General features: G+C 71.2%; 24 protein-coding genes and 1 tRNA gene. 15 read left to right on the top strand and 10 right to left on the bottom strand.

What is annotated here, in order from left to right; all coding sequences use genetic code 11:
- Nucleotides 1–1,458, top strand: a complete 1,458-nt coding sequence (locus GKS42_RS19715; protein ID WP_154795368.1) for an NAD-dependent succinate-semialdehyde dehydrogenase — start codon at nucleotides 1–3, stop codon at nucleotides 1,456–1,458.
- Nucleotides 1,455–2,495 (top strand): LacI family DNA-binding transcriptional regulator, encoded by a 1,041-nt coding sequence (locus GKS42_RS19710; protein ID WP_210769223.1) that lies wholly within the window; start codon nucleotides 1,455–1,457, stop codon nucleotides 2,493–2,495. Before GKS42_RS19715 ends, GKS42_RS19710 begins: the two co-directional genes overlap by 4 nt.
- Here GKS42_RS19710 and GKS42_RS19705 read toward each other — a convergent pair.
- Nucleotides 2,443–3,582 (bottom strand): alkene reductase, encoded by a 1,140-nt coding sequence (locus GKS42_RS19705; RefSeq protein ID WP_154795367.1) that lies wholly within the window; start codon nucleotides 3,580–3,582, stop codon nucleotides 2,443–2,445. The two genes, GKS42_RS19710 and GKS42_RS19705, sit on opposite strands and share 53 nt — an antisense overlap.
- A gap of 53 nt (nucleotides 3,583–3,635) precedes the next feature.
- On the opposite strand from GKS42_RS19705, the gene GKS42_RS19700 reads away from it, so the two are divergent.
- Nucleotides 3,636–4,013 carry a MerR family transcriptional regulator gene (locus GKS42_RS19700; protein WP_232847760.1) on the top strand — a complete coding sequence of 126 codons (378 nt, stop codon included), beginning with the start codon at nucleotides 3,636–3,638 and terminating at the stop codon, nucleotides 4,011–4,013.
- Nucleotides 4,014–4,054: 41 nt separating this feature from the next.
- On the opposite strand, the gene GKS42_RS19695 is transcribed toward GKS42_RS19700, so the two are convergent.
- Together GKS42_RS19695 and GKS42_RS19690 are read right to left on the bottom strand one after the other, a co-directional pair.
- On the bottom strand, nucleotides 4,055–4,873 hold the full coding sequence (locus tag GKS42_RS19695; protein WP_154795366.1) for an alpha/beta hydrolase: 819 nt from the start codon (nucleotides 4,871–4,873) through the stop codon (nucleotides 4,055–4,057).
- Between the two features lie 80 nt (nucleotides 4,874–4,953).
- Nucleotides 4,954–6,069, bottom strand: coding sequence for an MFS transporter (locus GKS42_RS19690; RefSeq protein WP_290368063.1), 1,116 nt, complete (start codon nucleotides 6,067–6,069; stop codon nucleotides 4,954–4,956).
- A gap of 397 nt (nucleotides 6,070–6,466) precedes the next feature.
- Between GKS42_RS19690 and GKS42_RS19685 the strand changes: the two genes are divergently transcribed.
- From GKS42_RS19685 to GKS42_RS19665, 5 genes are read left to right on the top strand one after another with little or no spacing between them, the layout of a single operon-like run.
- The gene (locus GKS42_RS19685; protein ID WP_154795364.1) at nucleotides 6,467–7,711 is read left to right on the top strand and encodes an amino acid ABC transporter substrate-binding protein; all 1,245 of its coding nucleotides are present in this window, start codon (nucleotides 6,467–6,469) and stop codon (nucleotides 7,709–7,711) included.
- An 11-nt stretch (nucleotides 7,712–7,722) separates the two neighbouring features.
- Nucleotides 7,723–8,601, top strand: a complete 879-nt coding sequence (locus tag GKS42_RS19680) for a branched-chain amino acid ABC transporter permease (RefSeq protein ID WP_154795363.1) — start codon at nucleotides 7,723–7,725, stop codon at nucleotides 8,599–8,601.
- The gene (locus GKS42_RS19675) at nucleotides 8,585–9,664 is read left to right on the top strand and encodes a branched-chain amino acid ABC transporter permease (RefSeq protein WP_232847759.1); all 1,080 of its coding nucleotides are present in this window, start codon (nucleotides 8,585–8,587) and stop codon (nucleotides 9,662–9,664) included. Before GKS42_RS19680 ends, GKS42_RS19675 begins: the two co-directional genes overlap by 17 nt.
- Nucleotides 9,661–10,395 (top strand): ABC transporter ATP-binding protein, encoded by a 735-nt coding sequence (locus GKS42_RS19670; RefSeq protein ID WP_154795362.1) that lies wholly within the window; start codon nucleotides 9,661–9,663, stop codon nucleotides 10,393–10,395. The genes GKS42_RS19675 and GKS42_RS19670 overlap by 4 nt, the downstream gene beginning before the upstream one ends.
- Nucleotides 10,385–11,182, top strand: a complete 798-nt coding sequence (locus GKS42_RS19665) for an ABC transporter ATP-binding protein (protein WP_232847758.1) — start codon at nucleotides 10,385–10,387, stop codon at nucleotides 11,180–11,182. The genes GKS42_RS19670 and GKS42_RS19665 overlap by 11 nt, the downstream gene beginning before the upstream one ends.
- A 196-nt stretch (nucleotides 11,183–11,378) precedes the next feature.
- Here GKS42_RS19665 and GKS42_RS19660 read toward each other — a convergent pair whose 3' ends face one another.
- The 3 genes from GKS42_RS19660 to GKS42_RS19650 are packed head-to-tail and all read right to left on the bottom strand — an operon-like array spanning nucleotide 11,379 to nucleotide 13,232.
- Nucleotides 11,379–11,984 (bottom strand): class I SAM-dependent methyltransferase, encoded by a 606-nt coding sequence (locus tag GKS42_RS19660; RefSeq protein WP_210769222.1) that lies wholly within the window; start codon nucleotides 11,982–11,984, stop codon nucleotides 11,379–11,381.
- A gap of 3 nt (nucleotides 11,985–11,987) precedes the next feature.
- A complete protein-coding gene (locus GKS42_RS19655) occupies nucleotides 11,988–12,650 on the bottom strand; it encodes a GntR family transcriptional regulator (protein ID WP_154795361.1) in 663 nt (220 codons plus the stop codon).
- A 54-nt stretch (nucleotides 12,651–12,704) separates the two neighbouring features.
- The gene (locus GKS42_RS19650) at nucleotides 12,705–13,232 is read right to left on the bottom strand and encodes a VOC family protein (protein ID WP_154795360.1); all 528 of its coding nucleotides are present in this window, start codon (nucleotides 13,230–13,232) and stop codon (nucleotides 12,705–12,707) included.
- A 181-nt stretch (nucleotides 13,233–13,413) separates the two neighbouring features.
- Between GKS42_RS19650 and GKS42_RS19645 the strand changes: the two genes are divergently transcribed.
- The 6 genes from GKS42_RS19645 to GKS42_RS19620 all read left to right on the top strand — a co-directional run bounded on the left by GKS42_RS19645 (nucleotide 13,414) and on the right by GKS42_RS19620 (nucleotide 19,926).
- The gene (locus GKS42_RS19645) at nucleotides 13,414–15,588 is read left to right on the top strand and encodes an alpha-ketoacid dehydrogenase subunit alpha/beta (protein ID WP_154795359.1); all 2,175 of its coding nucleotides are present in this window, start codon (nucleotides 13,414–13,416) and stop codon (nucleotides 15,586–15,588) included.
- A gap of 3 nt (nucleotides 15,589–15,591) precedes the next feature.
- Nucleotides 15,592–17,007 (top strand): dihydrolipoamide acetyltransferase family protein, encoded by a 1,416-nt coding sequence (locus tag GKS42_RS19640; protein WP_154795358.1) that lies wholly within the window; start codon nucleotides 15,592–15,594, stop codon nucleotides 17,005–17,007.
- A 21-nt stretch (nucleotides 17,008–17,028) separates the two neighbouring features.
- The gene (locus GKS42_RS19635; RefSeq protein WP_154795357.1) at nucleotides 17,029–17,505 is read left to right on the top strand and encodes an aminoacyl-tRNA deacylase; all 477 of its coding nucleotides are present in this window, start codon (nucleotides 17,029–17,031) and stop codon (nucleotides 17,503–17,505) included.
- A gap of 5 nt (nucleotides 17,506–17,510) precedes the next feature.
- Nucleotides 17,511–18,392 carry a uracil-DNA glycosylase gene (locus GKS42_RS19630; protein ID WP_290368031.1) on the top strand — a complete coding sequence of 294 codons (882 nt, stop codon included), beginning with the start codon at nucleotides 17,511–17,513 and terminating at the stop codon, nucleotides 18,390–18,392.
- 10 nt (nucleotides 18,393–18,402) lie between these two features.
- Entirely contained in the window at nucleotides 18,403–19,794 is a 1,392-nt protein-coding gene (locus GKS42_RS19625; protein WP_154795356.1) for an NAD(P)/FAD-dependent oxidoreductase, read from the top strand.
- Between the two features lie 58 nt (nucleotides 19,795–19,852).
- A tRNA-Leu gene (locus GKS42_RS19620) sits at nucleotides 19,853–19,926 on the top strand.
- Between the two features lie 3 nt (nucleotides 19,927–19,929).
- Here the strand turns inward: GKS42_RS19620 and GKS42_RS19615 are convergent.
- Nucleotides 19,930–21,978 carry a serine/threonine-protein kinase gene (locus GKS42_RS19615; protein WP_168217908.1) on the bottom strand — a complete coding sequence of 683 codons (2,049 nt, stop codon included), beginning with the start codon at nucleotides 21,976–21,978 and terminating at the stop codon, nucleotides 19,930–19,932.
- Nucleotides 21,979–22,084: 106 nt separating this feature from the next.
- Here GKS42_RS19615 and GKS42_RS19610 point away from each other — a divergent pair, with 106 nt between their 5' ends.
- Nucleotides 22,085–22,933, top strand: coding sequence for a hypothetical protein (locus tag GKS42_RS19610; RefSeq protein WP_154795354.1), 849 nt, complete (start codon nucleotides 22,085–22,087; stop codon nucleotides 22,931–22,933).
- On the opposite strand, the gene GKS42_RS19605 is transcribed toward GKS42_RS19610, so the two are convergent.
- From GKS42_RS19605 to GKS42_RS19595, 3 genes are read right to left on the bottom strand one after another with little or no spacing between them, the layout of a single operon-like run.
- A complete protein-coding gene (locus GKS42_RS19605) occupies nucleotides 22,915–23,463 on the bottom strand; it encodes a GNAT family N-acetyltransferase (RefSeq protein ID WP_154795353.1) in 549 nt (182 codons plus the stop codon). The two genes, GKS42_RS19610 and GKS42_RS19605, sit on opposite strands and share 19 nt — an antisense overlap.
- A 34-nt stretch (nucleotides 23,464–23,497) precedes the next feature.
- The gene (locus GKS42_RS19600; RefSeq protein WP_154795352.1) at nucleotides 23,498–24,187 is read right to left on the bottom strand and encodes a response regulator; all 690 of its coding nucleotides are present in this window, start codon (nucleotides 24,185–24,187) and stop codon (nucleotides 23,498–23,500) included.
- Nucleotides 24,184–25,545, bottom strand: coding sequence for a sensor histidine kinase (locus GKS42_RS19595; protein WP_154795351.1), 1,362 nt, complete (start codon nucleotides 25,543–25,545; stop codon nucleotides 24,184–24,186). Before GKS42_RS19595 ends, GKS42_RS19600 begins: the two co-directional genes overlap by 4 nt.
- Between the last annotated feature and the right edge of the window lie 20 nt (nucleotides 25,546–25,565).

The following is a 25,565-nucleotide window of genomic DNA, read 5'->3' as shown; positions in this document are numbered from 1 at the left end:
ATGCTGACCGACCTGGTGACCGGACTCGAGGTACCCACCGACCTCCTCATCGGCGGGAGGTGGAGTCCCGCCGACGACGCCTCGACGTTCGACGTGATCGACCCCGCCACCGCCGGGGTGATCGCGACGGTCGCGAACGGCACCGTCGCCGACGCCGGCCGGTGCGTGGACGCCGCCGCGGCAGCGGCCGCCGGCTGGGCCGCGACCGCCCCACGGGAACGCTCGAGCATCCTGCGGCGCGCGTTCGACCTGATGACCGAGCGCGAGGAGCAGCTCGCCGAGCTGATCGTGCGCGAGAACGGCAAGGCGTTCGCCGACGCCCTCGGCGAGGTGCGCTACGCGGCCGAGTTCTTCCGCTGGTACGCCGAGGAGGCGGTGCGCCTGCACGGCGAACTGACCACCGCGCCGTCGGGCTCGAACCGGATCCTGGTGGTCCGCCAGCCGATCGGCATCGCACTGCTGATCACCCCATGGAACTTCCCGGCGGCGATGGCGACCCGCAAGATCGGCCCGGCGCTCGCGGCCGGCTGCACGGTGATCCTCAAGCCCGCCTCGGACACCCCGCTCACGGCGCTCGCCATCGGCGCCCTGCTGTCGCAGGCCGGAGTGCCCGACGGCGTGGTGAACGTGTTGCCGTCGCGGCGTTCCGGTCCCGTGGGCGAGGCCATCCTCGGCGATCCGCGGGTGCGCAAGCTCTCCTTCACCGGCTCCACCGAGGTCGGCCGGGCGCTGCTGCGGACCGCCGCCGAGCAGGTCATCTCCAGTTCCATGGAGCTCGGTGGGAACGCGCCGTTCCTGGTGTTCGACGACGCGGACCTGGACGCCGCGCTCGACGGCGCCATGGTGGCCAAGATGCGCAACGGCGGCGAGGCCTGCACCGCCGCGAACCGGTTCTACGCGCAGGCGGGCATCGCCGAGGAGTTCACCGCGCGGCTCGCCCAGCGGATGGGCGCACTCACGGTCGGCCCCGGGACCGACCGGACCAACGCCGTCGGGCCCCTGGTCAACCAGGCCGCCGTGGACAAGGTGAGCGAACTCGTCGGCGACGCCGTCTCACGCGGTGCCACGGTGAGCACCGGCGGCGGGCCGATCACCGGCGGCGGCTACTTCTACGCACCGACCGTGCTGGCCGGCGTGCCGGCCGGATCGCAGCTGCTCGAGGAGGAGATCTTCGGACCGGTCGCACCCGTGGTGACGTTCGAGACCGAAGCGGAGGCCATCACCCTGGCGAACGCCACCGAGTTCGGGCTCGTCTCCTACGTGTACACCGGCGACCTCGCCCGCGGGCTTCGGGTCAGCGAGGCCCTGGAGTCTGGCATGGTTGGCCTGAACCGAGGCCTCGTCTCTGATCCGGCGGCCCCGTTCGGTGGGGTGAAGCAGTCCGGTCTTGGGCGCGAGGGAGGTCACGAGGGCATGGTGGAGTACACCGAGTCGAAGTACATCGCGGTGGCTTGGTGAGGCCACCGGGAGCGCGGGGCGCCACCCTCAAGGACGTCGCGGACCGGGTCGGGGTGCATCCGGGCACGGTCTCGCGCGCGCTCAACCCGGCCACCCAGGGCATGGTCAACCCGGACACGGTGCGCAGGGTCCAGCGGGCCGCCAAGGAGCTCGCCTACCGGCCGAACCCGATGGCCCGTGGCCTGAAGACCTCACGCAGCATGACGGTCGGCATCATCGTCCCGGACATCACGAACCCGCTGTTCCCGCCCATCGTCAAGGGCGCCGAGGCCGTGCTCACCGAGGCCGGGTACACCTGCCTGATCGGCAACACCGACAACGACATCGACCGGGAGCGGGACGTCCTGGAGGCCTTCATCGGCCGCCAGGTGGACGGGCTGATCGTGGCCAGCGCGCAGCTCGAGGACACGGTGCTCGCCCGCGCGGCCGAGGGGGATCGCCCGCTCGTGCTGGTCAACCGGCGGGTCGAGGGTGCCCGGATCCCGCTGGTGGTCGGCGACGACGCCGGCGGCATGGAGATGGCCGTGCGGCACCTCGCCGAGCTCGGGCACACCCGGATCGCGCACCTGGCCGGCCCTCAGTTCCTGTCCACCGGCCGAGCCCGGGCGCGGGCGTTCCGGCAGAGCATGCACGAGTTCGGGCTGACCGTGGACCCGGGGCTCGTGCTGGAGTGCGCGACCTACTCGGTCGAGGCAGGTGCGGCCGCGGCCGCGGCCCTTTTCGACGCCACCGATGCCGCGAGCGCGCCGACCGCGATCGCCTGCGGCAACGACCAGATCGCGATCGGCACCTGCGACGTCCTGCGCGAGCGGGGCCTGCGCTGCCCGGAGGACGTGAGCGTGGTGGGGTACAACGACATGCCCTACGTGGACAAGCTGGCCCCGCCGCTGACGACGATCCGGGTGCCGCACCCCCTGCTCGGCGCCGAGGCGGCGCGGATCATGCTGCGCCTGCTCACCGGCGAGGACACGGCGACGTCCGTCATCAGTCTGCCCGTCGAGCTGGTGGTGCGGGGCTCGACGGCGCCGCCGCGCTGACCAGTGTGGTGCGGTTCAGTGTGGGGTAGTCCAGGTACCCGCGCGGGCCCGGCGTGTACAGGTGGGCGTGGTCGATCGGGTTGAGCGGCGCCCGCACCGCGAACCGGGCCGGCAGGTCCGGGTTGGCCAGGAACGCCCGGCCGTAGGAGACCAGGTCCGCGAGCCCGGACCGCAGCGTCTCCTCGCCGGCGTCGCGGGTCGTCTGGTCCCGGTTCTCCCCGATGTTCGCGATCAGGGTGCCGTGCCAGCGCGGGCGCAGGTCCGCCAGGGCCGGGTAGGCGTCGCCGTCGGTGAGGTGCAGGTAGGCCAGGCCGAGGCGGTCCAGCCGGTCCACGAGCGGCCGGTAGACCGGCCCCGGGTCCGCCTCGACGATCCCGAACTGGGGGTTCCCGGGGGAGAGCCGGATCGCGGTGCGGTCCGCACCGACGGCGTCGGCGACGGCGGCGGTCACCTCGAGCGGGAACCGCGCCCGGCCTTCCGGTCCGCCGCCGTAGTCGTCGGTGCGCAGGTTCGTGTTGTCGGCGAGGAACTGGTGGATGAGGTAGTTGTTCGCCCCGTGCAGCTCGACGCCGTCGAACCCGGCGTCGATGGCGAGCCGGGCCGAGGTGGCGTACGCCGCGACCGTGTCCGCGATGTCCCGCTCGGACATGACCCGGGGGAGCACCGGCGCCGCCTTGGTGCCGTCCGGCAGGTGCACCGCGGCGGCCGCCGGCACGGCGCTGGGCGCGATCGGCAGTGCTCCTGCCAACCCGGCCAGCGGGTGTCCGTTGCGGCCGCCGTGCATGAGCTGCGCCCAGATCCGACCGCCCCGGGCGTGCACCGCGTCGGTGACCCGCCGCCACCCGGCCACGTGGGCGGCGTCGGTCAGTCCCGGCAGCCGCCACCCGCTCTGGCCGCGACGGTCGGGGTAGATGCCCTCGCTGATGATGAGCCCGGCCGAGGCGCGCTGGGCGTAGTGCTCGGCGACGATCGGCAGCGGGGTGCCGTCCTCGGCCGCGCGGTAGCGTGTCATCGGCGCCATGACGAGCCGGTTCGGCAGGTCGAGGCGGCCACGGGAATACGGGCTCAGGAGCAGGTCGTTCGACATGTCGGAACGGTAAGGCCTCACACTGGTGTCAGATTCAAGTGCGAGGTTGGCCGATGTCGGCAGGAGGCGTGATGCGGATCGGGGAGTTGGCGCGACGGACCGCGGTCAGTGAACGGTCGCTGCGGTACTACGAGGAACAGGGGCTGCTCGCGGCCCGCCGCACCGGCGGTGGGCACCGGGAGTTCACCGAGTCCGCCGTCGATCGGGTGATCCATATCCAGGAGCTGTTCGCCGCCGGGCTGTCCAGCCGGACGATCGCGGACGTGCTGCCGTGCATGCGTGACTGTGACGGCGGTCCCGCGGCGGTGGCGACGCCCTCCTTGGTGGAGACCCTGCTCGGCGAGCGGGCCCGGATCGACGCCCGGATCGCGCAGCTGGCGTCCTCCCGGGAGGTCCTCGACGAGGTCATCGAGGCCGCGTCGGGGAGCTGACGTCGCCGTCCGGACGGGCCGGGCCGCAGGTCAACTGGACGTCAGCCGGACGTCGCGTGCTTCAGGGCCCAGTCGAGCGCGAAGTCCGCGAGGTCCTCCCACTCCGGGATCGCAGGCAGGAGGTGGGGTCCGTCGAACTCGACGATCTCGGTCACGGTGTTCGACTCGTAGTGCTTGACGTTCGAGTGGCCCACCTTCGGCGGGAAGAGGGGATCCTGCTTGCCCGAGATGAACAGCAGCGGCGCCCGGGCGTCATTGTGATAGTCGACGTACGTGTCGTCCTTGCCGGGGTGGATGTTCGCGAGGGCGCTTCCCCAGAAGATCCTGCCGGAGGCGGGGATGTGGTACCGCTCGTACAGCTCCAGCGACCGCTCCTCGCCGAACGTGTTCGCGAACACCTCGTACCACTGCTCCGGGGTCAGACCGACCGCGCGATGGCGGTTCGCGGGGTTCTTCAGGACCGGGAACGAGGACTTGATCTGGGAGAGCGGGATCACCTTCACACCCTCGGTGGGCGCCGAGTTGATCACCACCCCTGCCGCGCCGAATCCGTGGTCGAGCAGGATCTGCGTGAACGCACCACCGGCCGAGTGACCCATGATGATCGGCGGCCGGTCGAGTTCACCGATCAGCTTCTCGAACGAGCCGATGATCTCCGACACCTCGAGCTGCACGATCGGCGTCGTGTCTTCGCGGAGCGCCTCGACCTCGACCTCGAAGCCCGGGTAGGCGGGCGTCAGCACGGTGAAGCCCTTGGCCTCGTAATGTCGTTTCCAGTGCTCCCAGCTCCGTGGCGTGACCCAGAATCCGTGGATCAGCACGATCGTGTCCGGGGCGGTCTCCGAAGCCGGTGTCGACATGTCTCGCTCCTATGCTCAGTGCTCGTTTTCTACACCTCTCCGGCGCCGGATGGAAGAGGATCTCCTCGGCGTGCTGGGGGTCAGTCCCGGTACGCCCGCCGGGCAGCCGTGACGGCCACGGCGAACGGGGCCGTCGCGAGGGCGAACCCCCACGCGAACGACTGGTAGTGGCCCCCGGCCACCGCGCCAGAGCCGAGGGCGGTCCCGAGCGCGCTGCCCAGGAACAGCCCGGACGCGAACAGGCTCACCGCGACCGCCCGCGCCGCCGGGACCACCTCGGTGATCCACTTCTGCATGGTGGAGTGCGCGAACGCCCAGGCGGCGGCGAGCAGTGCGCACGCCGCGAACACGCCCGCGGCGCCCTGATCGACGACGAGCGCGGCGAACGCCGCCGTGGCGCTCGCCCCGCCCACGCCGATCAGGAAGGCCGGGCTGCGCCGTCGGGCCTGGCGTTTCACGAGGACCGCGAAGACGACGATGAACGCCCCGTACGCGGCCGTGACGACGCCGGACAGCGCGGTGCTCATCCCGCCGGCCTGCAGCAGTGTCGGCAGGAACGGCAGCGCGCCGAGGAACAGGGCACCCTCGACCGTGACCAGGACGATCACCGCGACCGCCCAGGTGTTCGTGACCACCCGCCGCACCGAGGCACCGATCGGCAGTCGCGGGCCGGTCCGCTCCGGCTCGGGCAGTCGCCGCAGCGCCACGACCAGGCCGAGGACGAACACACCGCCGACGGCGAACGGGAGCCGCCAGGACATCAGGTCGGCGAGCGCTGCGGCCCCGAGCGTCGCGGCGGCCATGCCGAGCGCCGTGGCCGTCATGATGTCCGCCAGCGGGCCATGCCGGTCCCGTGACTCGACCGAGTCCCCGACGTAGGTCAGCGCCGTCGGCACGGCCGCCGAGAACGAGGCCCCGGCCAGCGCCCGCAACACCATCAGGACCTCGATGGTGGGCGCCGCCGCGGAGGCGAGCGTGGCCAGGCCACCAAGGGTCAGCGCCAACCGGAGCGCACTCACGCGACCGATCCGGTCCGCGACGAACGCCCACAGCACCTGCGTGCAGCCGTAACCGACGAAGTAGACGGTCGCCGTGGTCGCGACCGCGGCGACCGTCGTGCCCAGGCCCTCGGCGATCGGCAGCAGCAGCGGCGCGATCAGCATCCGGTCGACGGAGCTCAGGAACGCGGCCGCCAGGAGCAGGCGCAGGGAGCGCCCCGGTGCGGTGATGGCGGCCTCGTTTCTGGGTCATCGCCGACCCCGACGGACTGCAAACGGTTGCTTGAATCTAGGCTGGGGGTGTGCCCTCGTCAAGGCGAACGATACTCAGGCGCGGCGCACCCGGACCTGCCGACGCGAGCGCCACCGCCGGCGTCGGAGACGTCGACAAACGGCGCGATGTCAGGGGTAACACCGCTTCGAAGTCGGGTGGCCGATTCATTGACGGATGTCGCCGGGGTCGGATAGCGTCACTCCAACACATCTGGATCCGCCGCCGCAGCACTGTAGCTAGAACGGCAAACGATTGCAGATGATTCCGCGCTCTCGAGTGCGAAGTACCTCGGTCGATGGCAATGATGCACAGGAGGAACTGATGAGCAGGTGGACCTCACGACGGCGCCGGACCTCGGCGTTGATCGCCGGGATCGGTGCCACGGCGCTGATCCTGAGCGCGTGCAGTGGCGGTGGCGACGAGGGCGACGACGGCGGCGAAGGTGGCGACGACCCCATCCTGATCGGGATCTCGCTACCGCTCACCGGTGACTTCGCCGAACCGGGCCAGGGCGTGCAGCGCGGCTACGAGCTCTGGGCGGATACGGTCAACGCGAACGGCGGCCTCCTCGGGCGCCAGATCGAGCTGAAGATCGTGGACGACCAGTCCAACGCGGACCGGGTCGTCGCCGACTACGAGGCGCTGATCACCCAGGACGAGGTCGACCTGGTGATCGGCCCGTTCTCGAGCCGCCTGGTACTCGCCTCGGCCCGCGTGGTCGACGAGTACGGGATGCTCTTCGTGGAGCCCGCCGGTGCCGCCGCGAACATCTTCGAGGCGGGCTACGGCAACCTCTTCTACGCGGCGCCGGCGATCGCCGACGACCACTACAACTACCTCTTCGACTACATCATGGAGATGCCCGAGGACGAGCGGCCGCAGACGGCCTCCTACGCCACGATGGACGACCCGCTCGCCCAGGGCGCTGCCTACGGACTCAAGGACAAGCTCGAGGAGGCCGGCATCACGACGCTCGTCGACGAGGTGTACCCGCCGAACACCACCGACTTCTCCGGGATCGCCGCGGCGCTGGCCGAGGCCGATGCGGACCTCATGGTCGGCGGCACGCAGTACCAGGACGGCGTGAACATGATCGTCGCGGTGCAGCAGCTGAACTACCAGCCGCGGATGGCCGCGTTCACGACGGCACCCACGCTGCCCGAGTTCGTGGACGCACTCGGTGCCGGCGTCGAGGGTGTGCTCGCCCCCACCGGGTACTCGCCGACCGCGGACTACGAGGGCAACGCCGAGTTCGTCGAGGCGATCGCGGAACTGTACGACCGCGAGCCGAGCGAGGACGAGGCCAACGCCTACACCGCCGGGCAGGTGGTCCAGGCGGCGGTCGAGGCGGTCGGGTGCGCCGAACAGGGCGAGTGCCAGCAGGAACTGATCGACTGGCTGCACTCCAACACGGTGCCGACCGTGGTCGGTGACCTCGCCTGGGACGAGGCCGGCCGCCCGAACGGGGCCCACTTCATCCAGCAGTACGTGGCCGGCCAACCGGAGATCGTGCTCCCGGTCGACCAGTCCACGGCGGAGTTCATCAACGTCAAGCCGGAATGGTGACCTGAGGCCCCATGTCGCTCTTCGTCCAGAGCCTCATTCTCGGGATCCTGCTGGGTGGGCTCTACGCCCTGCTGGCCTCGGGACTGACGCTGTACTTCGGGGTGATGCGGGTGGTGCAGATCGCCCACTCCGCATTCCTGATCCTCGCGGCCTACCTGGCCTGGTTCTTCGCGACCAGCACCGGGTTGGACGCGCTCCTCTCGCTCGTGATCACAGTTCCCCTGTTCTTCGTGGTCGGGGTCGGCCTGCAGCGGCTGCTGATCACCCGGCTGAAGCCCGCCACGCTCACGATGATGTCGGTGCTGCTCACGTTCGCGATCGCGTTGATCATCGAGGGCATGCTCGGGTTCGTGTTCACGGGCGTGCAGCGCCGGATCCACTTCAGCTACGGCTCAGCGAGCGTGCCCCTGTTCGGGGCCGAGGTGCCGGTGGTCAAGCTCGTCGCGTTCGCGCTGGCCGTGCTCGCGCTGGGTGGGTTGTGGCTGATCCTGAAGAGGACCGAGTTCGGACAGGCGCTGCGCGCCACGATCCAGAACAAGGAGGCGGCGCAGCTGATCGGCATCAACACCGACCGGGTCGCCAGCTACGGCTTCGGGCTGGGGCTGGCGACCGCCGCCGTCGGTGGCACCGCGCTGGCGATGGACGCGACGATCTACCCGTCCCTGCACTGGCACTGGATCGGTCCGCTGATGGCGATCATCGTGGTCGGTGGGCTCGGGTCCGTGCCGGGGGCTGCGATCGCGGCGATGGTGCTCGGGGTCGCGCAGTCACTGCTGCAGATCCCGCTCGGGACCACCTGGGCGCAGACCGTGTTCTACGTGGCGTTGTTCGTGACGCTGATGGTCCGCCCGCAAGGATTCTTCGGAGGTCGCCTTGCGCAACGCTTCTGAGACTCTGGAGCTCGAGCGCGCCCTGACGGGGGCCCGCTGGCTGACCGCGGCGAGGGTGATCGCCCTCCTGGCCCTCGCCGCGGTGCTGGTGGTGTTCCCGCAGACCACCAAGGTCGGGTACCTGCTCTCCACCGGGGTGGTCATCCTCAACTACGCGGTGACGGCGACCGGCTGGAACTTCATGGGCGGGTTCACCGGGTACATCTCGCTCGGCCACGCCGCCTACTTCGGGCTCGGCGCGTACGGCACCGGGATCCTCGTGGTGAAGGCGGGCCTCTCGCCGTTCCTGGCCCTCGCCCTGGCGGCGCTGATCGTTGCGGTGATCGCGGTGCCCATCGGGATCGCGGCCCTGCGCGTGCGGGGCGCGTCGTTCGTGATCGTGACGATCGCGTTCGTGCTCATCCTGCTGCTGATGTTCCAGTCGATGGGGTCGATCACGGGCGGCTCCGGCGGGCTCTCGCTGCCACGGCCGTTCCCGGACCTGATCCGCACCGATCACCACCGGACGTTCTACTACATCTACCTCGGCCTGCTCGCCGTGATGCTCCTGGCCTGGTGGGCCATCGACCGGTCCCGGTTCGGGATGGGCCTCAAGGCGGTCCGGGAGGACGAGGACAAGGCGCGCTCGCTCGGGGTGCCGACGACCGGCGCCAAGCTTGTCGCGTTCATCCTGTCCGCGTTCTTCACCGGCCTCGGCGGTGGGCTCTACGCGCTCTGGTTCGGCGACCTGGACCCGGTGTTCCAGTTCTCGATCATGATGGGCGCGTACATGGTGCTGATGTCGCTGCTCGGGGGCGTGCGCTCCCTGTTCGGCCCGCTCCTCGGTGCGCTGGTGGTCGGCATCGCGATCGAGTTCTTCAAGGCCCAGTACGGAGACACCCAGTTCCACCTGGTCGCGACCGGACTGCTGCTCGCCGTGGTGGTGCTGTTCATGCCGGAGGGCGTGATCCCGGCCGTCAAGGGCCTGTTCGCCCGGTTCGGGCCGCAGGCATCCTCGATCCGGGAGATCAGCGCGGCGGACCTGGCCGCCGAGCGGGACGCCGAGGAGGCGAGCAAACCATGACCGTCACCCTCCAGGTCGCGAACCTGAGCAAGTCCTTCGGCGGCGTGCACGCCGTGGTCGACGCGAGCGTGTCCTTCCAACCCGGCAAGGTGAACGCCATCATCGGGCCGAACGGCTCCGGCAAGACCACCTTCTTCAACTGTGTGACCGGGATGATCCGAGCCGATGCCGGCACGGTGACGCTGGCCGGCCACGACGTGACCAGGTCCTCCCCGGACCGGATCGCCCGGCTCGGACTCGGCCGCAGCTTCCAGGTGTGCCGGATCTTCCCGCGGATGACCGTGCTGGAGAACCTGCTCGTCGCGGTGAAGAACCCGTCCCTGACCGGAGCGCTGGGCTCCGCGAAGAACCCGACGGCGGTCGCAGCGGCCCGGGTGTGGCTGCGGCGGGTCGGCATCGATCACCTCGAGCACGCCGAGGCGCGCAACCTCTCCTACGGGCAGCAGAAACTGCTTGAGCTCGCCGGCGTGCTGATGGGTGATCCCGAGATCATCATGCTGGACGAGCCCGCCGGAGGCGTGAACCCCTCCCTGATCGGGCGGATCTCAGCACTGATCCGGGAGCTGAATGCCGAGGGGCGCACCTTCGTGGTCGTCGAACACAACATGGAGCTGGTGATGAGCCTGTCCGATCACGTGGTCGTCTTCGACCGGGGCCGGCCGATCGCCGAGGGCGACCCGGCCCACGTGCAGGCGGACCCGCGAGTGCTGGAGGCCTACCTTGGCGTCTGAACAGTCGATGCCGCCCGTGCCGGCGGCCGAGGTGGCCGCGGCCGGGACTCAGGTCCCGAACCTGCTCGAGCTGAACGGGATCGAGGCCGGTTACGGCCGGGCCGCTCTGGTGCTGCGCGGGCTGACCGTGAAGGTCCCGCCACGCACGATCGTGTGCCTCGTCGGCCCGAACGGCGCGGGCAAGTCCACCGTGCTGCGGGTGGCGAGCGGCATGCTCACCCCGCGCGCCGGGGAGGTCCTGGTCGACGGCGTCGACGTCACCCGGCAAGGGCCGCAGGAGCGGCTGGCCAGTGGCCTGGCCCATGTGCTCCAGGGACACAGCGTGTTCCCCGAGATGACTGTCGAGGAGAACATCCGCCTCGGTGCCTACTCGGTCAAGGACCGGGCTCTGACCGCGGAGCGGACCGCGTTCGTGAAGGACCTGTTCCCGGTGGTGGGCGAGCGGTGGACCTCGCTCGCGGGCCTGCTCTCCGGTGGCCAGCAGAAGCAGGTGGAGTTCGCCCGCTCGCTCATGGTGGACCCGAAGGTGGTGTTGCTCGACGAACCGTCGATGGGTCTGGACCCGAAGACCACCGCAGCCGTGTTCGAGCAGATCGTCACCATGCGTGACGCCGGCACCGCGGTACTCCTGGTCGAGCAGAACGCCCGCCGGGCCCTGGAGACGGCGGACATCGGCTGTGTGCTCGACCTCGGCCGGCTGCACATCACCGGCCCGGCCGCGGACCTGCTCGCGGACCCGGAGCTGTCCGCGCTGTACCTGGGCGGGCGCCCGCACGAGCGGACGTAGCCCGCCCGGGCGCGCCACCCCGGGGCCGTGACATCGCACGTGCCGCGCCGAGATCGCACCGAGACCTGGTGCGATCTCAGCGGCTCGGGTGCGATCTCAGCGGCTGGGGTGCGATCTCAGCGGCTGGGGTGCGATGTCAGTGGAGGGTGGCAGCCGCCGCGGGGCAAGGTGGCGACGGCAGGGAGCCTGCCTGGGCTCAACCCCGGCTGAGGACCGCCACGATGAAGTCCGAGTCCGGCGCGAACGGGCGCAGGTCCCACGTGGAGAACTGGGTGTCCACTGCCAGGCCGGCGGTCGCGGCGTCGGCGAGGAACGACTCGAACTCATAGCCTCGCCCGGCGCCGAAGCCGATCACGGCACGGCCGCCGTCGTTCAGGTGCCCGCGGAACCGGCGCAGCACCTCCGCCTCCGTGCCCGAGGCGAGGAACGTCATCACGTTCCCCGCGCAGACGATCACGTCGAAGCCCGCGGCGACCCCCGCCGTCGGGAGATCGAGTTCGGCCAGGTCACCGACCAGCCACGTCGGGCCGGGATGATCGGCCCGGGCCGCCTCGATGAGCACGGGGTCGACGTCCACGCCGACGACCTCGTGGCCGGCCCCGGCCAGGAACGCGCCGACCCGGCCCGGCCCACAGCCGGCATCGAGGACCCGCGACCCGCGCGGCAGCATGGCATCGATCAGCCGCGCCTCACCGGCGAGGTCTGCGCCGTCCGCCGCCATGGTCCGGAACCGCTGCACGTACCAGTGCGAGTGCTCGGGGTTCTGGCTGACCTTCTGCTCCCACTTGCTCGGCGTGCGCACGCCTCATGCTACGTCGAACAGCTCCGGGTGCTCGGCCAGCGCCTTGCGGGTCCGGCGGATGTGCAGGGCCGCCAGCGCTTCGGCGTCCTGGGGGTCGCGGCGGCTGATCGCGTCGACGATCAGGTGGTGCTCGTGATGGGTGAGGTGGCTGTGGGTGACGTCCACGAGGATGGCGAACGCCCGCCGGTAGTGCTGGGTGGTGTTCCAGAGCCGGCGGACCTGGGCAGCGAGCGACTCCGACGCCGCGCCGCTGAAGGACAGCATGTGGAACTGGCGGTCCAGCACCAGGAACGTCTCCAGGTCCGCGAACTCCATGGCGTCGGCGAGCCGGTCCAGCTCGGACACGGCGGGCTCGCTCAGGGACGGGATGGACTCCGCCAGCAGCAGCGGCTCCAGGCGCTCGCGGATCAGGTACGCCTCCGTGCACTCGGTCAGACTCAGCCTGGCGACCCACGCACCGGTGTTCGCAACCAGGCGCACCAGGCCCTCGGCCTCGAGCAGACGCAGGGCCTCGCGGACCGGGAGCCGGCTCGCCCCGAACCGTTCGGCGAGGTCCTCCTGGCGGATCCGGGCGCCCGGTTCGAGGTCGCCGGCCAGGATCTGCGCGCGCAGGCCCGCGACGATGCGCTGGGACGCGAGGGCGTCCGCCCGCGGAATGCTCGCCACGTCGCTCCCTTCTCGGTGCTGTTCGGTCGGCCCGGTCGACCCGGTTCGGTCGGGTCAGTCGCTCGGATGTGCCGGGTGCCAAAGTAGCGTCGTCGCCGACTTCTCGTACTCCTTGCCGCCCGGGTAACTGACGAGTTCGAACTGCATGCCCCAGGGGGACAGGAAGTAGACCCAGCGCTGCCCGGTGTTGTGGCGCGAGCTCGCGGTCGGCTCGCCGAGCACCCGGATGCCCTGCTCGCGCAGGTAGGCGACCGCGGCGTCGAGGTCCTCGACGTAGAACGCGAGGTGGTGCCCGCCGATGTCGCTGTTGCGGGGTTGTGGCGCCGCCGGGGTGGGCGGGTCATAGGCGAAGACTTCGAAGTTCGGCCCGGTGCGGCACCGGAAGAACCGGTTCTCGACCATCACGGTGCGCGGCTCAACGTTCAGGTGCTCGGCCATCCAGGTGCCGTGCTGGTCCTCGAACGGGCCGAGCGAGTACAACCACTCGCAGCCGATCACGTCCACGAAGAACCGGGTCGCCTGCTCCAGGTCGGGGACGGTGAAACCGATGTGCTCGGTGCCGACGAGCCCGGGTAGTGCCATGGGAACCTCCTCTGTCCACCCACCGCGCTGCGAGCGGTAGCTCGCCCAAATGTATCCATATCGGACCAGGCCAGGCTAGATTTGCCGACTGAGCCCGTCGTTCATCTTGTTATTGGATCCAATCGGGTCATATCCTGAGGGCGGTCCACTCGTTCCACGCCACCGTCGAAGGAGAACTGCGATGCCGCAGGTCACAACGCTCACCGCCTCGGTCCCGTGGGTCGAGGTGCGGAGCACGCCGCAGGACTGGGACGAGGCGGACCCGGCGCTGCTCGCGACGATGCTCGGCCAGCTGCACCTGATCCGTGCGTTCGAGGAGACCGTGCTGGAACTCGCCGGCGCGGGCCTCGTGCATGGCCCGGCGCACTCCAGCATCGGGCAGGAGGGCGGTGCGGTCGGATCCATCGTCGGGCTGCGCTCCTCGGACGGCGTCAACGGGTCCCACCGTGGCCACCATCAGTTCCTCGCGAAGGCGATCTCGCACGTCAGCCCGAGCCTCGACCTCGCCGGGCTCGTCAGCGCCGACCTCCGCACCGTGCTGAGCCGCACGCTCGCGGAGATCCTCGGCCTCGCACCCGGCTTCTGCAGCGGCCGCGGGGGGTCGATGCACCTGCAGTGGCACGAGGCCGGTGCGCTCGGCACGAACGCGATCGTCGGCGGGGGAGTGCCGCTCGCCGCGGGCAACGCCTGGGCGCAGCGGCACGCCGGAACCGACGACGTGACGTTCTCCTACTTCGGCGACGGGGCCGTCAACATCGGGTCGGTGCTGGAGTCGATGAACCTCACCGCGGCGTGGGACCTGCCGCTGTGCTTCTTCATCGAGAACAACCTCTACGCGGTCTCGACGAGCGTGGCCGAAGCCACCGGCGAGCCGCGGCTGTCCGGGCGCGGTCCCGGCTTCGGGATCCCCGCCTGGCGGGTGGACGGGATGGACCCGCTCGCCGTGCACCTCGCCACCGCGCAGGCCCTAGCGCACCTGCGCGCGGGCAACGGACCGGCCGTGATCGAGGCCGAGGTCTACCGGTTCTTCCACCAGAACGGGCCCTACCCGGGCAGCGCGTTCGGCTACCGCAGCAAGGACGAGGAGGCCGCTTGGCGCTCGCGGGACCCGCTCGCGCGCGTGGCCTCCGAGATGACCTCGCGCGGCCTGCTCACCGACGACGCGGCGGTGCGCGCACAGGCCACCGGGGTGATGGCCGAGGTCGCCGCCGAACTGCTCGAGGAGGACCCGGACGGCAAGCCCGGCAGCCGCCGGATCCGGCCCGGGCTGTGGCCGGAGCGCACCTTCGTGGACGTCGGGGTCCGCGGCGATGCCCGTGAGCTCGAGGGTGGTCGCACGCTGGAGCCGGCCGAGTACACCGGGGAACTCGCCGAGCGCAGCCTCGTCGAATGCGCGGCCGCCGTCATGGGTCGCCGCATGGAGACCGACGAGCGGTACGTGGTGCTCGGCGAGGACGTGCACAAGCTCGCCGGCGGCACGAACGGGGTCACCAAGGGTCTGCCCGCGCGGTTCCCGGGCCGGATCCTGGGCACCCCGATCTCGGAGAACGCGTTCGCCGGGCTCGGCGGCGGCATCGCCCTTGACGGCCGGTTCCGCCCGGTGGTCGAGTTCATGTACCCGGACTTCATGTGGGTGGCGGCCGATCAGGTCTTCAACCAGATCGGCAAGGCCCGGCACATGTTCGGCGGCACCAGCGCAGTGCCACTGGTGCTACGCACGAAGGTCGCCGCGGGCAGCGGCTACGGCTCCCAGCACTCGATGGACCCGGCCGGGATCTTCGCGACCAGCCCCGGCTGGCGGATCGTGGCGCCGTCCACCCCGTTCGACTACATCGGCCTGATGAACACCGCGCTCGCGCTGGATGACCCGGTGCTCGTCCTGGAGCACGTGGACCTGTACCCGACCACCGGCCCGGTGCCCGTCGACGACCTCGACTACCGCATCGAGCTCGGCCGGGCGTCCGTGCGCAGGCAGGGTGGTGCGCTCACCGTGCTGAGCTATCTGAGCATGGTCAACCACGCGCTCGAGGCGGTCGAGCGGCACGGCATCGACGCCGAGGTGATCGACCTGCGCTGGCTCGACCGGGCCAGCCTGGACTGGGAGACGGTCGGCGAATCGATCCGCAAGACGAACGCGGTGCTGATCGTCGAGCAGGGCGCGGTCGGCACATCCTACGGCGGGTGGCTCTCGGACGAGATCAACCGGCGGTTCTTCGACTGGCTCGACCAGCCCGTGCAGCGCGTGCACGGGTCGGAGGCGTCCCCGAGCATCTCCAAGGTCCTCGAACGTGCCGCGATCGCCCGCACCGACGAGGTGCTCGCCGCCCTCGAGCGCGTCGCGACGATGGAGGTGTGAACGATGCCCACCATCGTGCGGATGCCGGAGGTCCTCGCGAACGCCACCGAGGGGGTACTGGCGACCTGGCTCGTCGCGGAGGGCGCGAGCGTGCGCGTCGGCCAGCCGCTCGCCGAGATCGAGACCGAGAAGGCCGTGGTGGAGTTCCAGGCCGAGTCCGACGGCGTGCTCGGGCGCCGGCTCGTGGCCGCCGGCGCGACAGTCGACGTCGGCGCACCCATCGCGGTGCTGCTCGCCCCCGCCGAGGACGCCGCCGTGCTCGAGGCGTTCCTCGCTCAGGTGGGCCAGGATCACCCGACGCCCGACGGCGGAGCGGGCCCGGGTGGTGGCGTCGCCGCGGGTGGTGGGTCGGACGGTGCCCCGGGGCCCGACGGCGGAACTGACCCGGGTGGTCGGGTCGCCGCGGATGGCGGGTCGGGTGCCGCGCCGGACGCGCGCGGCGATGCCTCGGCTGCGGACGCGCCCGCCGTTCGGGTCGGACGGATCTTCGCGAGCCCGCTCGCCCGCAAGCTGGCTCGGGACCGAGGCCTCGACCTGGCCTCATTGCGCGGCTCCGGGCCGCGCGGGCGCATCGTGCGCCGCGACGTCGAGGCCGCCGCGAGCCCGGCAGGTGCCACGGCCAGCACGGACACCACGGACACGACGGACACGACGGACACGACGGACACGACGGACACGACGGACACCGTCCGGGATCAGCCGGCGACCGCCGTCGGGCAGGACCGGTCGGCGAAAGCCGCCGCCTTCACCGACGTGCCGCACACCCAGTTGCGGCGCGCCATCGCCCGCCGCCTGACGCAGTCCAAGGCGACCGCGCCGCACTACTACCTGACCGCGGAGGTCCGCGTCGACGCCCTGCTGGACCTGCGCCGTCGGATCAACGCCGACGGCGGACGGCGGGTCTCCGTGAACGACCTCGTGGTCCGAGCGGTCGCCGCCGCGCACGAACGAGTGCCGGACCTGAACGCCATCTGGACCGACGACGCCGTGCGCAGGTTCACCGGGGCGGACATCGCCGTCGCCGTCTCCACCGACCACGGGCTGTACACGCCGGTGATCCGGGGCGTGGAGCGGATGCGCCTGCGTGAGCTCAGCGCCGCGATCGCCGACCTCGCCACCCGGGCCCGCGAGCGCCGCCTGCGCCAGGACGAGCTCGAGGGCGGCTCGTTCACCGTCTCCAACCTCGGCAGCTACGGCGTGCGGGAGTTCGCGGCGATCATCAACCCGCCGCACGCGGGGATCCTCGCCGTCGGCGTCGCCGAGCAGCGGCCGGTCGTCACCGACGGTGCCCTCGCGGTGGCCACGGTGATGACCTGCACATTGTCCGCGGACCACCGGATCGCCGACGGCGCACTGGCAGCGCAGTGGCTCGCGGCGTTCACGCGGGTCGTCGAGGAGCCGGTGAGCATGCTCGTCTGAGTCCGTGGCTACAGTGAGCGGATGACCGATCCCCCTCGCACGCCGGCGATCGACGCGCTCGAGGCGTCCGGCATCCCGTTCACGGTGACCACCCACGGACGGGTCGGTTCGCTCGCCGAGGCGGCCGCGGCCCGCGGTGTGGAGCCGGGGGACATCGTCAAGACCATGGTGGTCCGCCGGGCCTCCGATGACTACCTGTTCGTCCTGGTACCGGGGGATCGGACCATCTCATGGCCGAAGTTGCGGACCCTGCTCGGCGTGAACCGGCTCTCCATGCCGGACGCCACCAGGGCCCTCGAGGTCACGGGGTACGAGCGCGGCACGATCACGCCGTTCGGAGCCAGCACCGCATGGCCGGTGATCGCCGATGACCGGGTCGCAGGCCGGCAGATCTCGATCGGCGGTGGCGCCTTCGGAGTGGCCGCGACGGTCGACGGCGACGACGCCATCCGCGTTCTCGGCGCCCGGGTCGCGGACGTCACCGATCCGGAGGCCTGAGCGCCGTGGGACCGGGGGAGGTGCTGCCCCACCCGGTCACGGGCGAGCCCTTCGCCTCCCCGGTCCCGCCGGGCTCCGGGTGGCCCGGTGATCCGGCGTCCTCGCGCACCCCGCGAGCGCGCACTCCCGCTGACGTCGTACGGCTCGCCGAGCGCGCCACGCTGGCCCAGGTCGACGCCCGTTGCAGCGTCTGCTCGGCCTGCCCGCGGCTGGTCTCCTGGCGCGAGGACGTGGCCCGCACGAAACGCCGGGCGTTCGCGGACCAGCCGTACTGGGGGCGTCCCGCCGCGAGTTTCGGGGATCCCGAGGCCACCCTCCTGATCGTGGGCCTGGCGCCCGCCGCTCACGGGGCGAACCGCACCGGGCGCATGTTCACCGGGGACCGGTCCGGCGACTGGATCTTCGCGGCGCTGCACCGGGCCGGCTACGCGACCCAGCCGGCGTCGGTCGCGGCAGGGGACGGGCTCGAGCTGCACGGGGCGCGGATGGTCGCGACGGTGCGCTGCGCCCCGCCGGACAACAAGCCGACACCCGGCGAGAAGCACGCGTGCGCGCCCTGGCTGCACCGCGAGCTCGACCTGCTGTCCGACGGACTCACCGCGATCCTCGCCCTCGGCGGGATCGCCTGGCAGGCCACGTTCGCGGCGCTGTCCGATCTCGGCTGGGGCATCCCGAGGCCGCGGCCCGGCTTCGGGCACGGGGTCACGGTGCCGGTCACCACTCCGGCCACCCGCGAGCTCGCCGTCGTCGGCAGCTATCACGTCTCCCAACAGAACACCTTCACCGGACGGCTCACCGAGGCGATGCTCGACGACGTGCTGGCCCGCTGCCGCGACGGGCTCGGTGGTGCGCAATCACACACCGCCGACGGGCCCCATCCGCTCTAAGGTTGACCTTATGAGCGCCACCATGCCCACGTTCACGTCCGCGGCCGGCCGCACCCGTAAGGTCCCCAGGATCCTCATCCTGGGCGGCGGCTACGTGGGCCTGTACACGGCGATGCAGATCCGCAAGCGACTCGGACGCCGCGAGGCCGCCATCGTCATGGTGGACCCGCGCCCGTACATGACCTACCAGCCGTTCCTGCCGGAGGCCGCCGCCGGCTCGCTGGAGCCGCGCCACGTCGTCGCACCGCACCGGCGCCTGCTGCGCGGCAGCACCCTGCTGTCCGGGTCCGTGGCCGCGCTGGACCACGCGAACCGGCGCGCCACCATCAACCCGACCGAGGGTGAGCCGTACGACATCTCCTACGACCAGGTGGTCGTGGCTCTCGGCGCCGTCGCCCGGGTGCTGCCGATCCCCGGTCTGGCCGAGAACGGGATCGGATTCAAGCAGATCGAGGAAGCGATCGCGCTGCGCAACCGGGTCCTGAACAAGCTCGACGTCGCCGCGTCCACCTGGGACCCCGAGGCCCGCAAGCGGATGCTCACGTTCACGTTCGTGGGTGGTGGCTTCGCGGGGATCGAGGCGATCGCCGAGGTCGAGGACATGGTCCGCCAGGCCGTCAAGGACTTCGACTCGATCCGGATGCAGGACGTGCGGTTCGTGCTGATCGAGGGCGCCCACCGGATCCTGCCCGAGCTCGGCGAGGAGCTCGGCGGCTACGCCCTGGAGCAGCTGCGCCGGCGAGGCATCGAGATCAAGATCAACACGTTCCTGAACTCCGCCGTCGACAACCACATCGTGTGTTCCGACGGGGACGAGTTCGACTCGGACACGCTCGTCTGGACCGCTGGTGTGAAGGCGAACCCGGTCCTGACCAGCTCCGACCTCCCGCTCGACGAGGCCGGCCGGGTGCGTGCGCTGCCCACCCTGCAGGTCGCGGACGTCGACGGCACCGTCGTCGAGGGTGCCTGGACCGCGGGCGACAACGCCGCGGTGCCCGACCTCTCGACCGGTGAACCCGGCAAGTTCTGCGCGCCGACGGCTCAGCACGCCGTCCGCCAGTCCCGCCACCTCGGCGACAACATCGTCCGGTACCTCACCGGCGAGCCGCTCGAGGAGTACTCGCACAAGAACATCGGCACGGTCGCCTCGCTCGGTCTCTACAAGGGCGTCGCGCAGATCTTCGGCATCAAGTTCCGTGGACCGGTCGCCTGGTTCATGCACCGGACCTACCACATGTGGGCGATGCCGACCGTGAACCGCAAGGCCCGCATCGTCCTGGACTGGACGATGGCCCTGGTGTTCAGCCGTGAGACGGTCGCCCTCGGCAGCCTGCAGACCCCGCGCGAGGCGTTCCAGGCCGCGGCGGCCAGCTCGGGCAAGCGGCCCCAGGCCGGCAAGTAGGGCCGCGGGCGGGCCCGGGAACCCCGCGAGTGCGCCGTTAGACTCGCGGGTGTCGCCGGCCCCCATAGCCCAATCGGCAGAGGCAGCCGACTTAAAATCGGCACAGTCAGGGTTCGAGTCCCTGTGGGGGCACGCTCAGGGCTCGACGATCAGGATGAGCACCAGCTGGGCCGAGCTCGAGTTCACCTCGAGCTGCGGGGCCACGTTGACGAAGTACGCCTCAGGCGCTGCGACCAGCAGGATCATGCCCTCGCGCAGGTCCGGCACGTCGTCGCCGACGGCGTCGATGAGGTCGTCGCGCGGCATGGTGACCTCGGCGCCGTAGGAGAGCGTCTCGGTCGGGTTGAGAGTGATCTCGATCTGGTCGTACCAGCCCGAGTAGTCCGTCGAGATCGTCACGTCGTCGCCTGCGCCGACCGGGTCGCCGGCGCCGGGATCGATGACGCGGAACTCGACGTCCTCGGGATCGGCGAGGCCCGAGGGCACCGTCACGACGTACGCGCCGCCATTGTTGGGCGTGACCTCGACATTGTCGATGGCCCGGCCGTCGTAGTTCGCCGGTGGGCGCGACAGCCGCCAGGCGGCGAAGCTGATGGCGGCGATGACCAGGACGATGCCGATGACGATCAGGACGGCCCGGCCGCGCCCGCGGCTCGGGGTGCCGACGAACCCGCCCACGTAGCCGCCCGACGATTGCCCGAACGACTGCCCGGTCGCGCCCTGCCACGGGGCGGAGACGGCGTAGCTGCCGGGGTCGGGCGGTGCGTCCGGCGCGCCGGGCGCCCGGTACTGGCTCGTCGGCCGGCCGGACCCGTTCGGGTACGCGCCGTGTCCTGGCCCGCCCTGGGGTGGGGCGGCCTGCGGTGCGCCGTGGTTCGGGGCGTTGGGGCCGACGGCGGGGGCCGGGTTCGGGCGGGCCGGTGCGGGTTGTTGTCGGTAGGGCTCGCGTTGTGCCGGCGGGGTGGCACCGGGGGCGCCGTAGCCGTAGGGCGCCGTGGGCGGGGCGGCCGATGGCGGTGCCGCGGCGGGTGCCGACGGCGCCGACGCCGCGCCTGCGGTGGGCGCCGGCGGTGTCGCAGGACTCGACGGAAGCGGGCCGACAGCCGCGGCTTGATACGGATCGGGCAGCACCTCACCGGGCGCGAGGGTCTGGTGGCCCTCCGGCACGGGCATCCGCACCACCTCGTGCGCGGCCCGTGGGCGCACCCGGGTCTCGCCCGGATCCGGCGGTTCGGGGGCCGGGGCGGCCCCCTTCGGCACCTCGAGCGGGGTGACCTCGAATCCCAGCTCGCGTTGCACGTCCTGCAGCGCCTGGGCCATCGCGATGGAACTGTCGAACCGGGCGTCCGGGTCGTAGGACAGCCCCCGTCGGAGCAGCGCCCGCAGCGAAGGGGGCACGTCGGAACGTTGCATCTGGGCGACGAAACCGGTGTGGATCCGCCCGGTCAGGTGGGAGGCGCCGTTCGGACCGCCCGGCACCTCGTGCGGGGACCGGCCTTCGAGCAGCGAGTACAGCGTGGCGGCCAGCGAGTACCGGTCTGACCGGGTGTCGGACGTCGGCGGCTCGGCGAGCGTCTCCGGTGCCGCCCACGGCAGGCTCAGCCCGATGGAGTCCGAGGTGTCGATGTCCTTGGCCCCCGCCGCGACCGTCGCGTACACCTGGGCCCGGGCGATCGTGGCGTCCGGGAAGTCCTCGTCGATCGTGGAGATGCCGAAGTCGGACAGCACCGGCACGCCGTACTCCGTGAGCAGGATGTTCGCCGGCTTGACGTCGCGGTGCACGATCCCGGCGCGGTGCGCCGCCTCGAGCGCACTGCTCAGCCGCACGCCGAGCGTGAGCACGTCCTTCACGGACAACGGGAAGTTCCGGTAGTGCTCGCCGAGGCTGCCGCCCGAGCAGTATTCCATCACCAGGTAGGGCTGGCCGTCGCCGTCCACGTCCGAGGAGTAGATCGAGGCGATGTTGGTGTGGTTGGACAACCGGGCCATCAGGTTCGCCTCGGCGCTGAACTGGCGCCTGCTCGCGTCGGTCAGAGCGTCCGTGCGGAGCACCTTGATCGCCACGTCCCGTCGCGGCATCAGCTGCTGGTACAGGTACACGTCCGAGAACCCGCCGTGCCCGATCGGGTACTTGTAGACATAGCCGGAGATCTCGGGCGGCGGCTGGATGCGCTGCTCGGTCATGTACCTCCCCCGGGGACTCATGTCAGTTCGAACCGTGCGGCGGACCGGCTAGATTGGGCTCGCGTGTCCGTCGATGACGCGTCCGATCATATGGGGGAGAACACCGATGGGCCTCAGGCGCTCCTCGATGGCGTGCGTCGCCGCACTCCTGCTGGCGGCGCTGGCCGGCTGTGCCAACTCGCCGACCACCGCGCTCGGCCCGGAGCCGACCCCCGCCGTCGACCCGGATGGGGCCACGGCCGACCTGCAGACCCTGCTCGCGGAGCTGTACGGAGCGTTCCTGGTCTCCGGCGACGACGCCACCACGATCATCTCGGCGGGCGCGACCCCGACGGTCGCCGTCGCGGAGCTGGATCAGGCCCTGGGGCTGGGCGACCAGGTGGAGGCGTTCGCTGCCGCGACCAGCGCCGAGCTCGTGCGCCTGGCGACGCAGTCCCCGACCACGCCGACAGGCGTGAGCGTCGAGATCACCGGCACCACGGTCGTCGGTGAGGAGAACTCCCGACCGGTTGCCGCCGTCGACCTCGTCACCACGATCACCCAGCGCGGCGGTGCCACCCGCGAGGCCGAGGCCGAGTTCCTGATCGGCTGGGGTGACGACGGCCTGACGGCGGTGTGGGCCGTCGCGCGCGACGGCACCGACATCGTGCGCGACTCGGGGATCGGGCTGAACTCACCCACCGGGGCTGTGGACCGGTTCCTGCGCCTCGCGCTGAACGAGGAGTGGGAGGCGCTCGAGCAGCTCAGCGGTGGTGTCAACGCGAGCGACACCGAGCTCGCCGTGTTCGCGTCGGTGGCCCGCGCGACGGGCAGGTACTACGTGCTCGAGCTGCCGCAGGAACGGGCGGGCGGCACACACGTCGTGTACCTCGTCGGGGAGTCCAACCAGGTCCTCGGCCGGTTCGAGGTCGTCCTCGGCCGGGACCTGCGGGTGGTCTACTTCCCGACGACCTGAGTCGAGGAGTCGAGCGTGGCCACCATGGTGGTCGCGTCGCCGTTGCGTCCGACCTCGGTGAAGCCGAGCGAGGAGTACAGCCGCAGCGCGGGGTTGCCGTCCTCGACGCTCAGGCTGATCCTGCGGATGCCCTGGTCGCGGGCCTTGGTCATCAGCGAGCGGACCAGACCGGTGCCGATGCCGCGGCCGCGCTGGTGCGGCACCACCGCCATCGACAGCTCCGGCACGTCCTCGGCGACGAACCCGTAGCCGGGGTTGCGGGCCGGGAACTGGCGCAGCCACGCGGCACCGATCGGGATCTGGAGTCCGCTCGGGCCGGCGAGGTCGACGGCGATCACGCCGATGTCCCCCGCGCGCTGCCAGCCGGCCACATACAGCGAGGTCGACTTGTCCTTCAGGATCTGCTTGCGGGTGAACCGCTCCTCGCCCCGCCAATTGAACGCCTCGAGAAGCATGTCCACCAGGAACTCGGAATCCTCAGGCCCGGCCTCGCGCACGCCCACCGGTCCCCGCCGGGACTCCTCACTCATCGATGTCCTTCCTTCACTGCCACTCGGTTACGGATCAGGCGGGACGAATCAGACCGGTCTCGTAGGCGTAGACCACGGCCTGGACGCGATCGCGTAGCCCCAGTTTCGCCAGCACTTTACCTACATGCGTCTTTACTGTCGCCTCGGACACGAACAGTCGTTCGGCGATTTCGCCGTTCGACAGGCCCTCCGCGATGGCCAGGAGCACCTCGTGCTCGCGGTGGGTCAGGTCGGAGAGCGGCCCGTCCGCGCCTTGCCCGGCCACGCCGGAGGCTTCGCCGGAAGCGCCCTCCGGCATCTGGGTGGCGAACATCTCCAGCATTCGCCGCGTGATCCTGGGGGAGACGACGGCGTCCCCGGAGGCCACGGTGCGGATCGCGCCGACGAGCTCGGCCGGTTCGGTGTCCTTGAGCAGGAACCCGCTGGCTCCGGCCCGCAGGCCCGCGAACGCGTACTCGTCGAGATCGAACGTGGTGAGAATGATCACCTTCGTGTCCGGCTGCTCGGCGACGATGGACGCGGTCGCCTCGATCCCGTTCACGCCGGGCATCCGGACGTCCATCAGCACCACGTCCGGGCGCAGCGAGTGCGTCATGCTGACCCCGGCGGCGCCGTCGGAGGCCTCCCCGACGACGGTGATGTCATCCTCCGCCTCGAGGACGAGGCGGAACCCCATCCGCAGCAGCGACTGGTCGTCGACCAGCAGCACCGAGATCCCCGTCATGAATCCTCCTCCTTCCGTTCGAAGTGCAGCACGGCGCGCAGCCGCCAACCGCCGGCATCGGGGCCGGCCTCGATGGTCCCGTCGTACACGGCGGCCCGCTCCCGCATCCCGACCAGGCCCTTGCCGCTGCCGGCGGGCCCGGTCTGCCCGCTCCCAGCATCATTGCGCACGCTGACGGTGACCGCGTTGTCGCGGCGCGCGATCGTGACCGAGATGTAGGACGCTCCCGGGGCGTGCCGGAGCACGTTCGTCAGCCCCTCCTGGACGATCCGGTAGACCGTCAGCTGCAGCCCGGCGTCATCTGGCAGCGCGGGACCGGTGAAGGTCAGGTGTACCGGCAGCCCGGTGGCCCGGAACCTGGCGACGAGGTCGCTCAGTGCCGGCGCGCCCGGCTGCGGGGCCATCGGCAGGGCAGCGGCGTCGCCACCGGATCCGGCGGCGTCGGCGGTGTTCGACCCTGCCGGCCCTGTCGAGCCGGTCGGTCCGGGCACCGCGCGCTCGGCCGGGTCCTCCCGCAGCACACCGAGGATGCGCCGCATGTCCGCCAGGGCGGCCCGGCCGGTGCCGGACAGTTCCCGAAGGGCTTCCGCGCTGCGATCGGGGGACCGGGTCAGGCTCGCTCCGGCGCCGTCGGCCAGGGCGATCATGACGGACAGGCTGTGTGCGACGACGTCATGCATCTCCCGGGCGATCCGGGCGCGTTCGGTGGCCGCCGCGAGCAGTTCGCGCTGATCCCGCTCGAGGGCCAGCTGGTTCGCGCGATCGATCAGGCGCTGCACGTGGTCGCGGCGGTTGCCGACGCTGGTGCCGATCGCGAGGGCCACCAGGGTGAACCCGGCGGTCACCACGATGCCGGCGAGCGCGTTCGCGAGCGGTGTGAGCTCGGGGTCAATGCTGGTCAGCTGCCCCCAGATCAGCAGCGCCGCGGCGACTGCGGCGTTCGCCGAGATCAGCGCGAGCCAGGCGATCCGTGGTGGGTAGCGGGTGGCGACGGCGTAGATGGCGAACGCGAGTGCGAGCTCGAACCCGCCGCTGGAGCCGGTCGCGCCGATCGCGATCACCGAGAGGGTGGTCAGCGCGGCCAGGACCCGCAGCGGGGCGTGCCGCCGCCAGAACAGGGCGACCCCGGCGAGCACGGCGAGTACGGCCAGGAGGATCCCGTCCGAATCGACGAAGAACGCCGAGACGAGGGCGGGAACCAGGAACCAGGCCACGACCACGCGATCCATGGCCACCGGGTGTCCCGCGAAGTAGCGACGGATCGGTCCGAGCCGGCGGGCATGCAGTTCCGAGAACGGAACCTCGGCCTGGTCCGCGCCGATCCGACGGGAGGCTCGCCCGCCGGTGGGTGCGGGCACAGCCGGAGGCGCCGGCGGGA

Origin of the sequence: Occultella kanbiaonis (genome assembly GCF_009708215.1) — a bacterium.
Classification (GTDB): domain Bacteria; phylum Actinomycetota; class Actinomycetes; order Actinomycetales; family Beutenbergiaceae; genus Occultella; species Occultella kanbiaonis.
Note: the sequence above shows the minus strand (reverse complement) of the source record. Positions and strands in the feature narration are given on the sequence as shown.

Bases quoted from the DNA above. Each gene is read 5' to 3' on its own strand.
- GKS42_RS19600 (WP_154795352.1), bottom strand. From the start codon at position 24,187: ATGACGGGGATCTCGGTGCTGCTGGTCGACGACCAGTCGCTGCTGCGG.
- GKS42_RS19645 (WP_154795359.1), top strand. From the start codon at position 13,414: ATGCCGCAGGTCACAACGCTCACCGCCTCGGTCCCGTGGGTCGAGGTG.
- GKS42_RS19640 (WP_154795358.1), top strand. From the start codon at position 15,592: ATGCCCACCATCGTGCGGATGCCGGAGGTCCTCGCGAACGCCACCGAG.
- GKS42_RS19625 (WP_154795356.1), top strand. From the start codon at position 18,403: ATGAGCGCCACCATGCCCACGTTCACGTCCGCGGCCGGCCGCACCCGT.
- GKS42_RS19685 (WP_154795364.1), top strand. From the start codon at position 6,467: ATGAGCAGGTGGACCTCACGACGGCGCCGGACCTCGGCGTTGATCGCC.
- GKS42_RS19615 (WP_168217908.1), bottom strand. From the start codon at position 21,978: ATGACCGAGCAGCGCATCCAGCCGCCGCCCGAGATCTCCGGCTATGTC.
- GKS42_RS19670 (WP_154795362.1), top strand. From the start codon at position 9,661: ATGACCGTCACCCTCCAGGTCGCGAACCTGAGCAAGTCCTTCGGCGGC.
- GKS42_RS19680 (WP_154795363.1), top strand. From the start codon at position 7,723: ATGTCGCTCTTCGTCCAGAGCCTCATTCTCGGGATCCTGCTGGGTGGG.
- GKS42_RS19635 (WP_154795357.1), top strand. From the start codon at position 17,029: ATGACCGATCCCCCTCGCACGCCGGCGATCGACGCGCTCGAGGCGTCC.
- GKS42_RS19650 (WP_154795360.1), bottom strand. From the start codon at position 13,232: ATGGCACTACCCGGGCTCGTCGGCACCGAGCACATCGGTTTCACCGTC.
- GKS42_RS19715 (WP_154795368.1), top strand. From the start codon at position 1: ATGCTGACCGACCTGGTGACCGGACTCGAGGTACCCACCGACCTCCTC.
- GKS42_RS19605 (WP_154795353.1), bottom strand. From the start codon at position 23,463: ATGAGTGAGGAGTCCCGGCGGGGACCGGTGGGCGTGCGCGAGGCCGGG.
- GKS42_RS19705 (WP_154795367.1), bottom strand. From the start codon at position 3,582: ATGTCGAACGACCTGCTCCTGAGCCCGTATTCCCGTGGCCGCCTCGAC.
- GKS42_RS19695 (WP_154795366.1), bottom strand. From the start codon at position 4,873: ATGTCGACACCGGCTTCGGAGACCGCCCCGGACACGATCGTGCTGATC.
- GKS42_RS19610 (WP_154795354.1), top strand. From the start codon at position 22,085: ATGGGCCTCAGGCGCTCCTCGATGGCGTGCGTCGCCGCACTCCTGCTG.
- GKS42_RS19700 (WP_232847760.1), top strand. From the start codon at position 3,636: ATGTCGGCAGGAGGCGTGATGCGGATCGGGGAGTTGGCGCGACGGACC.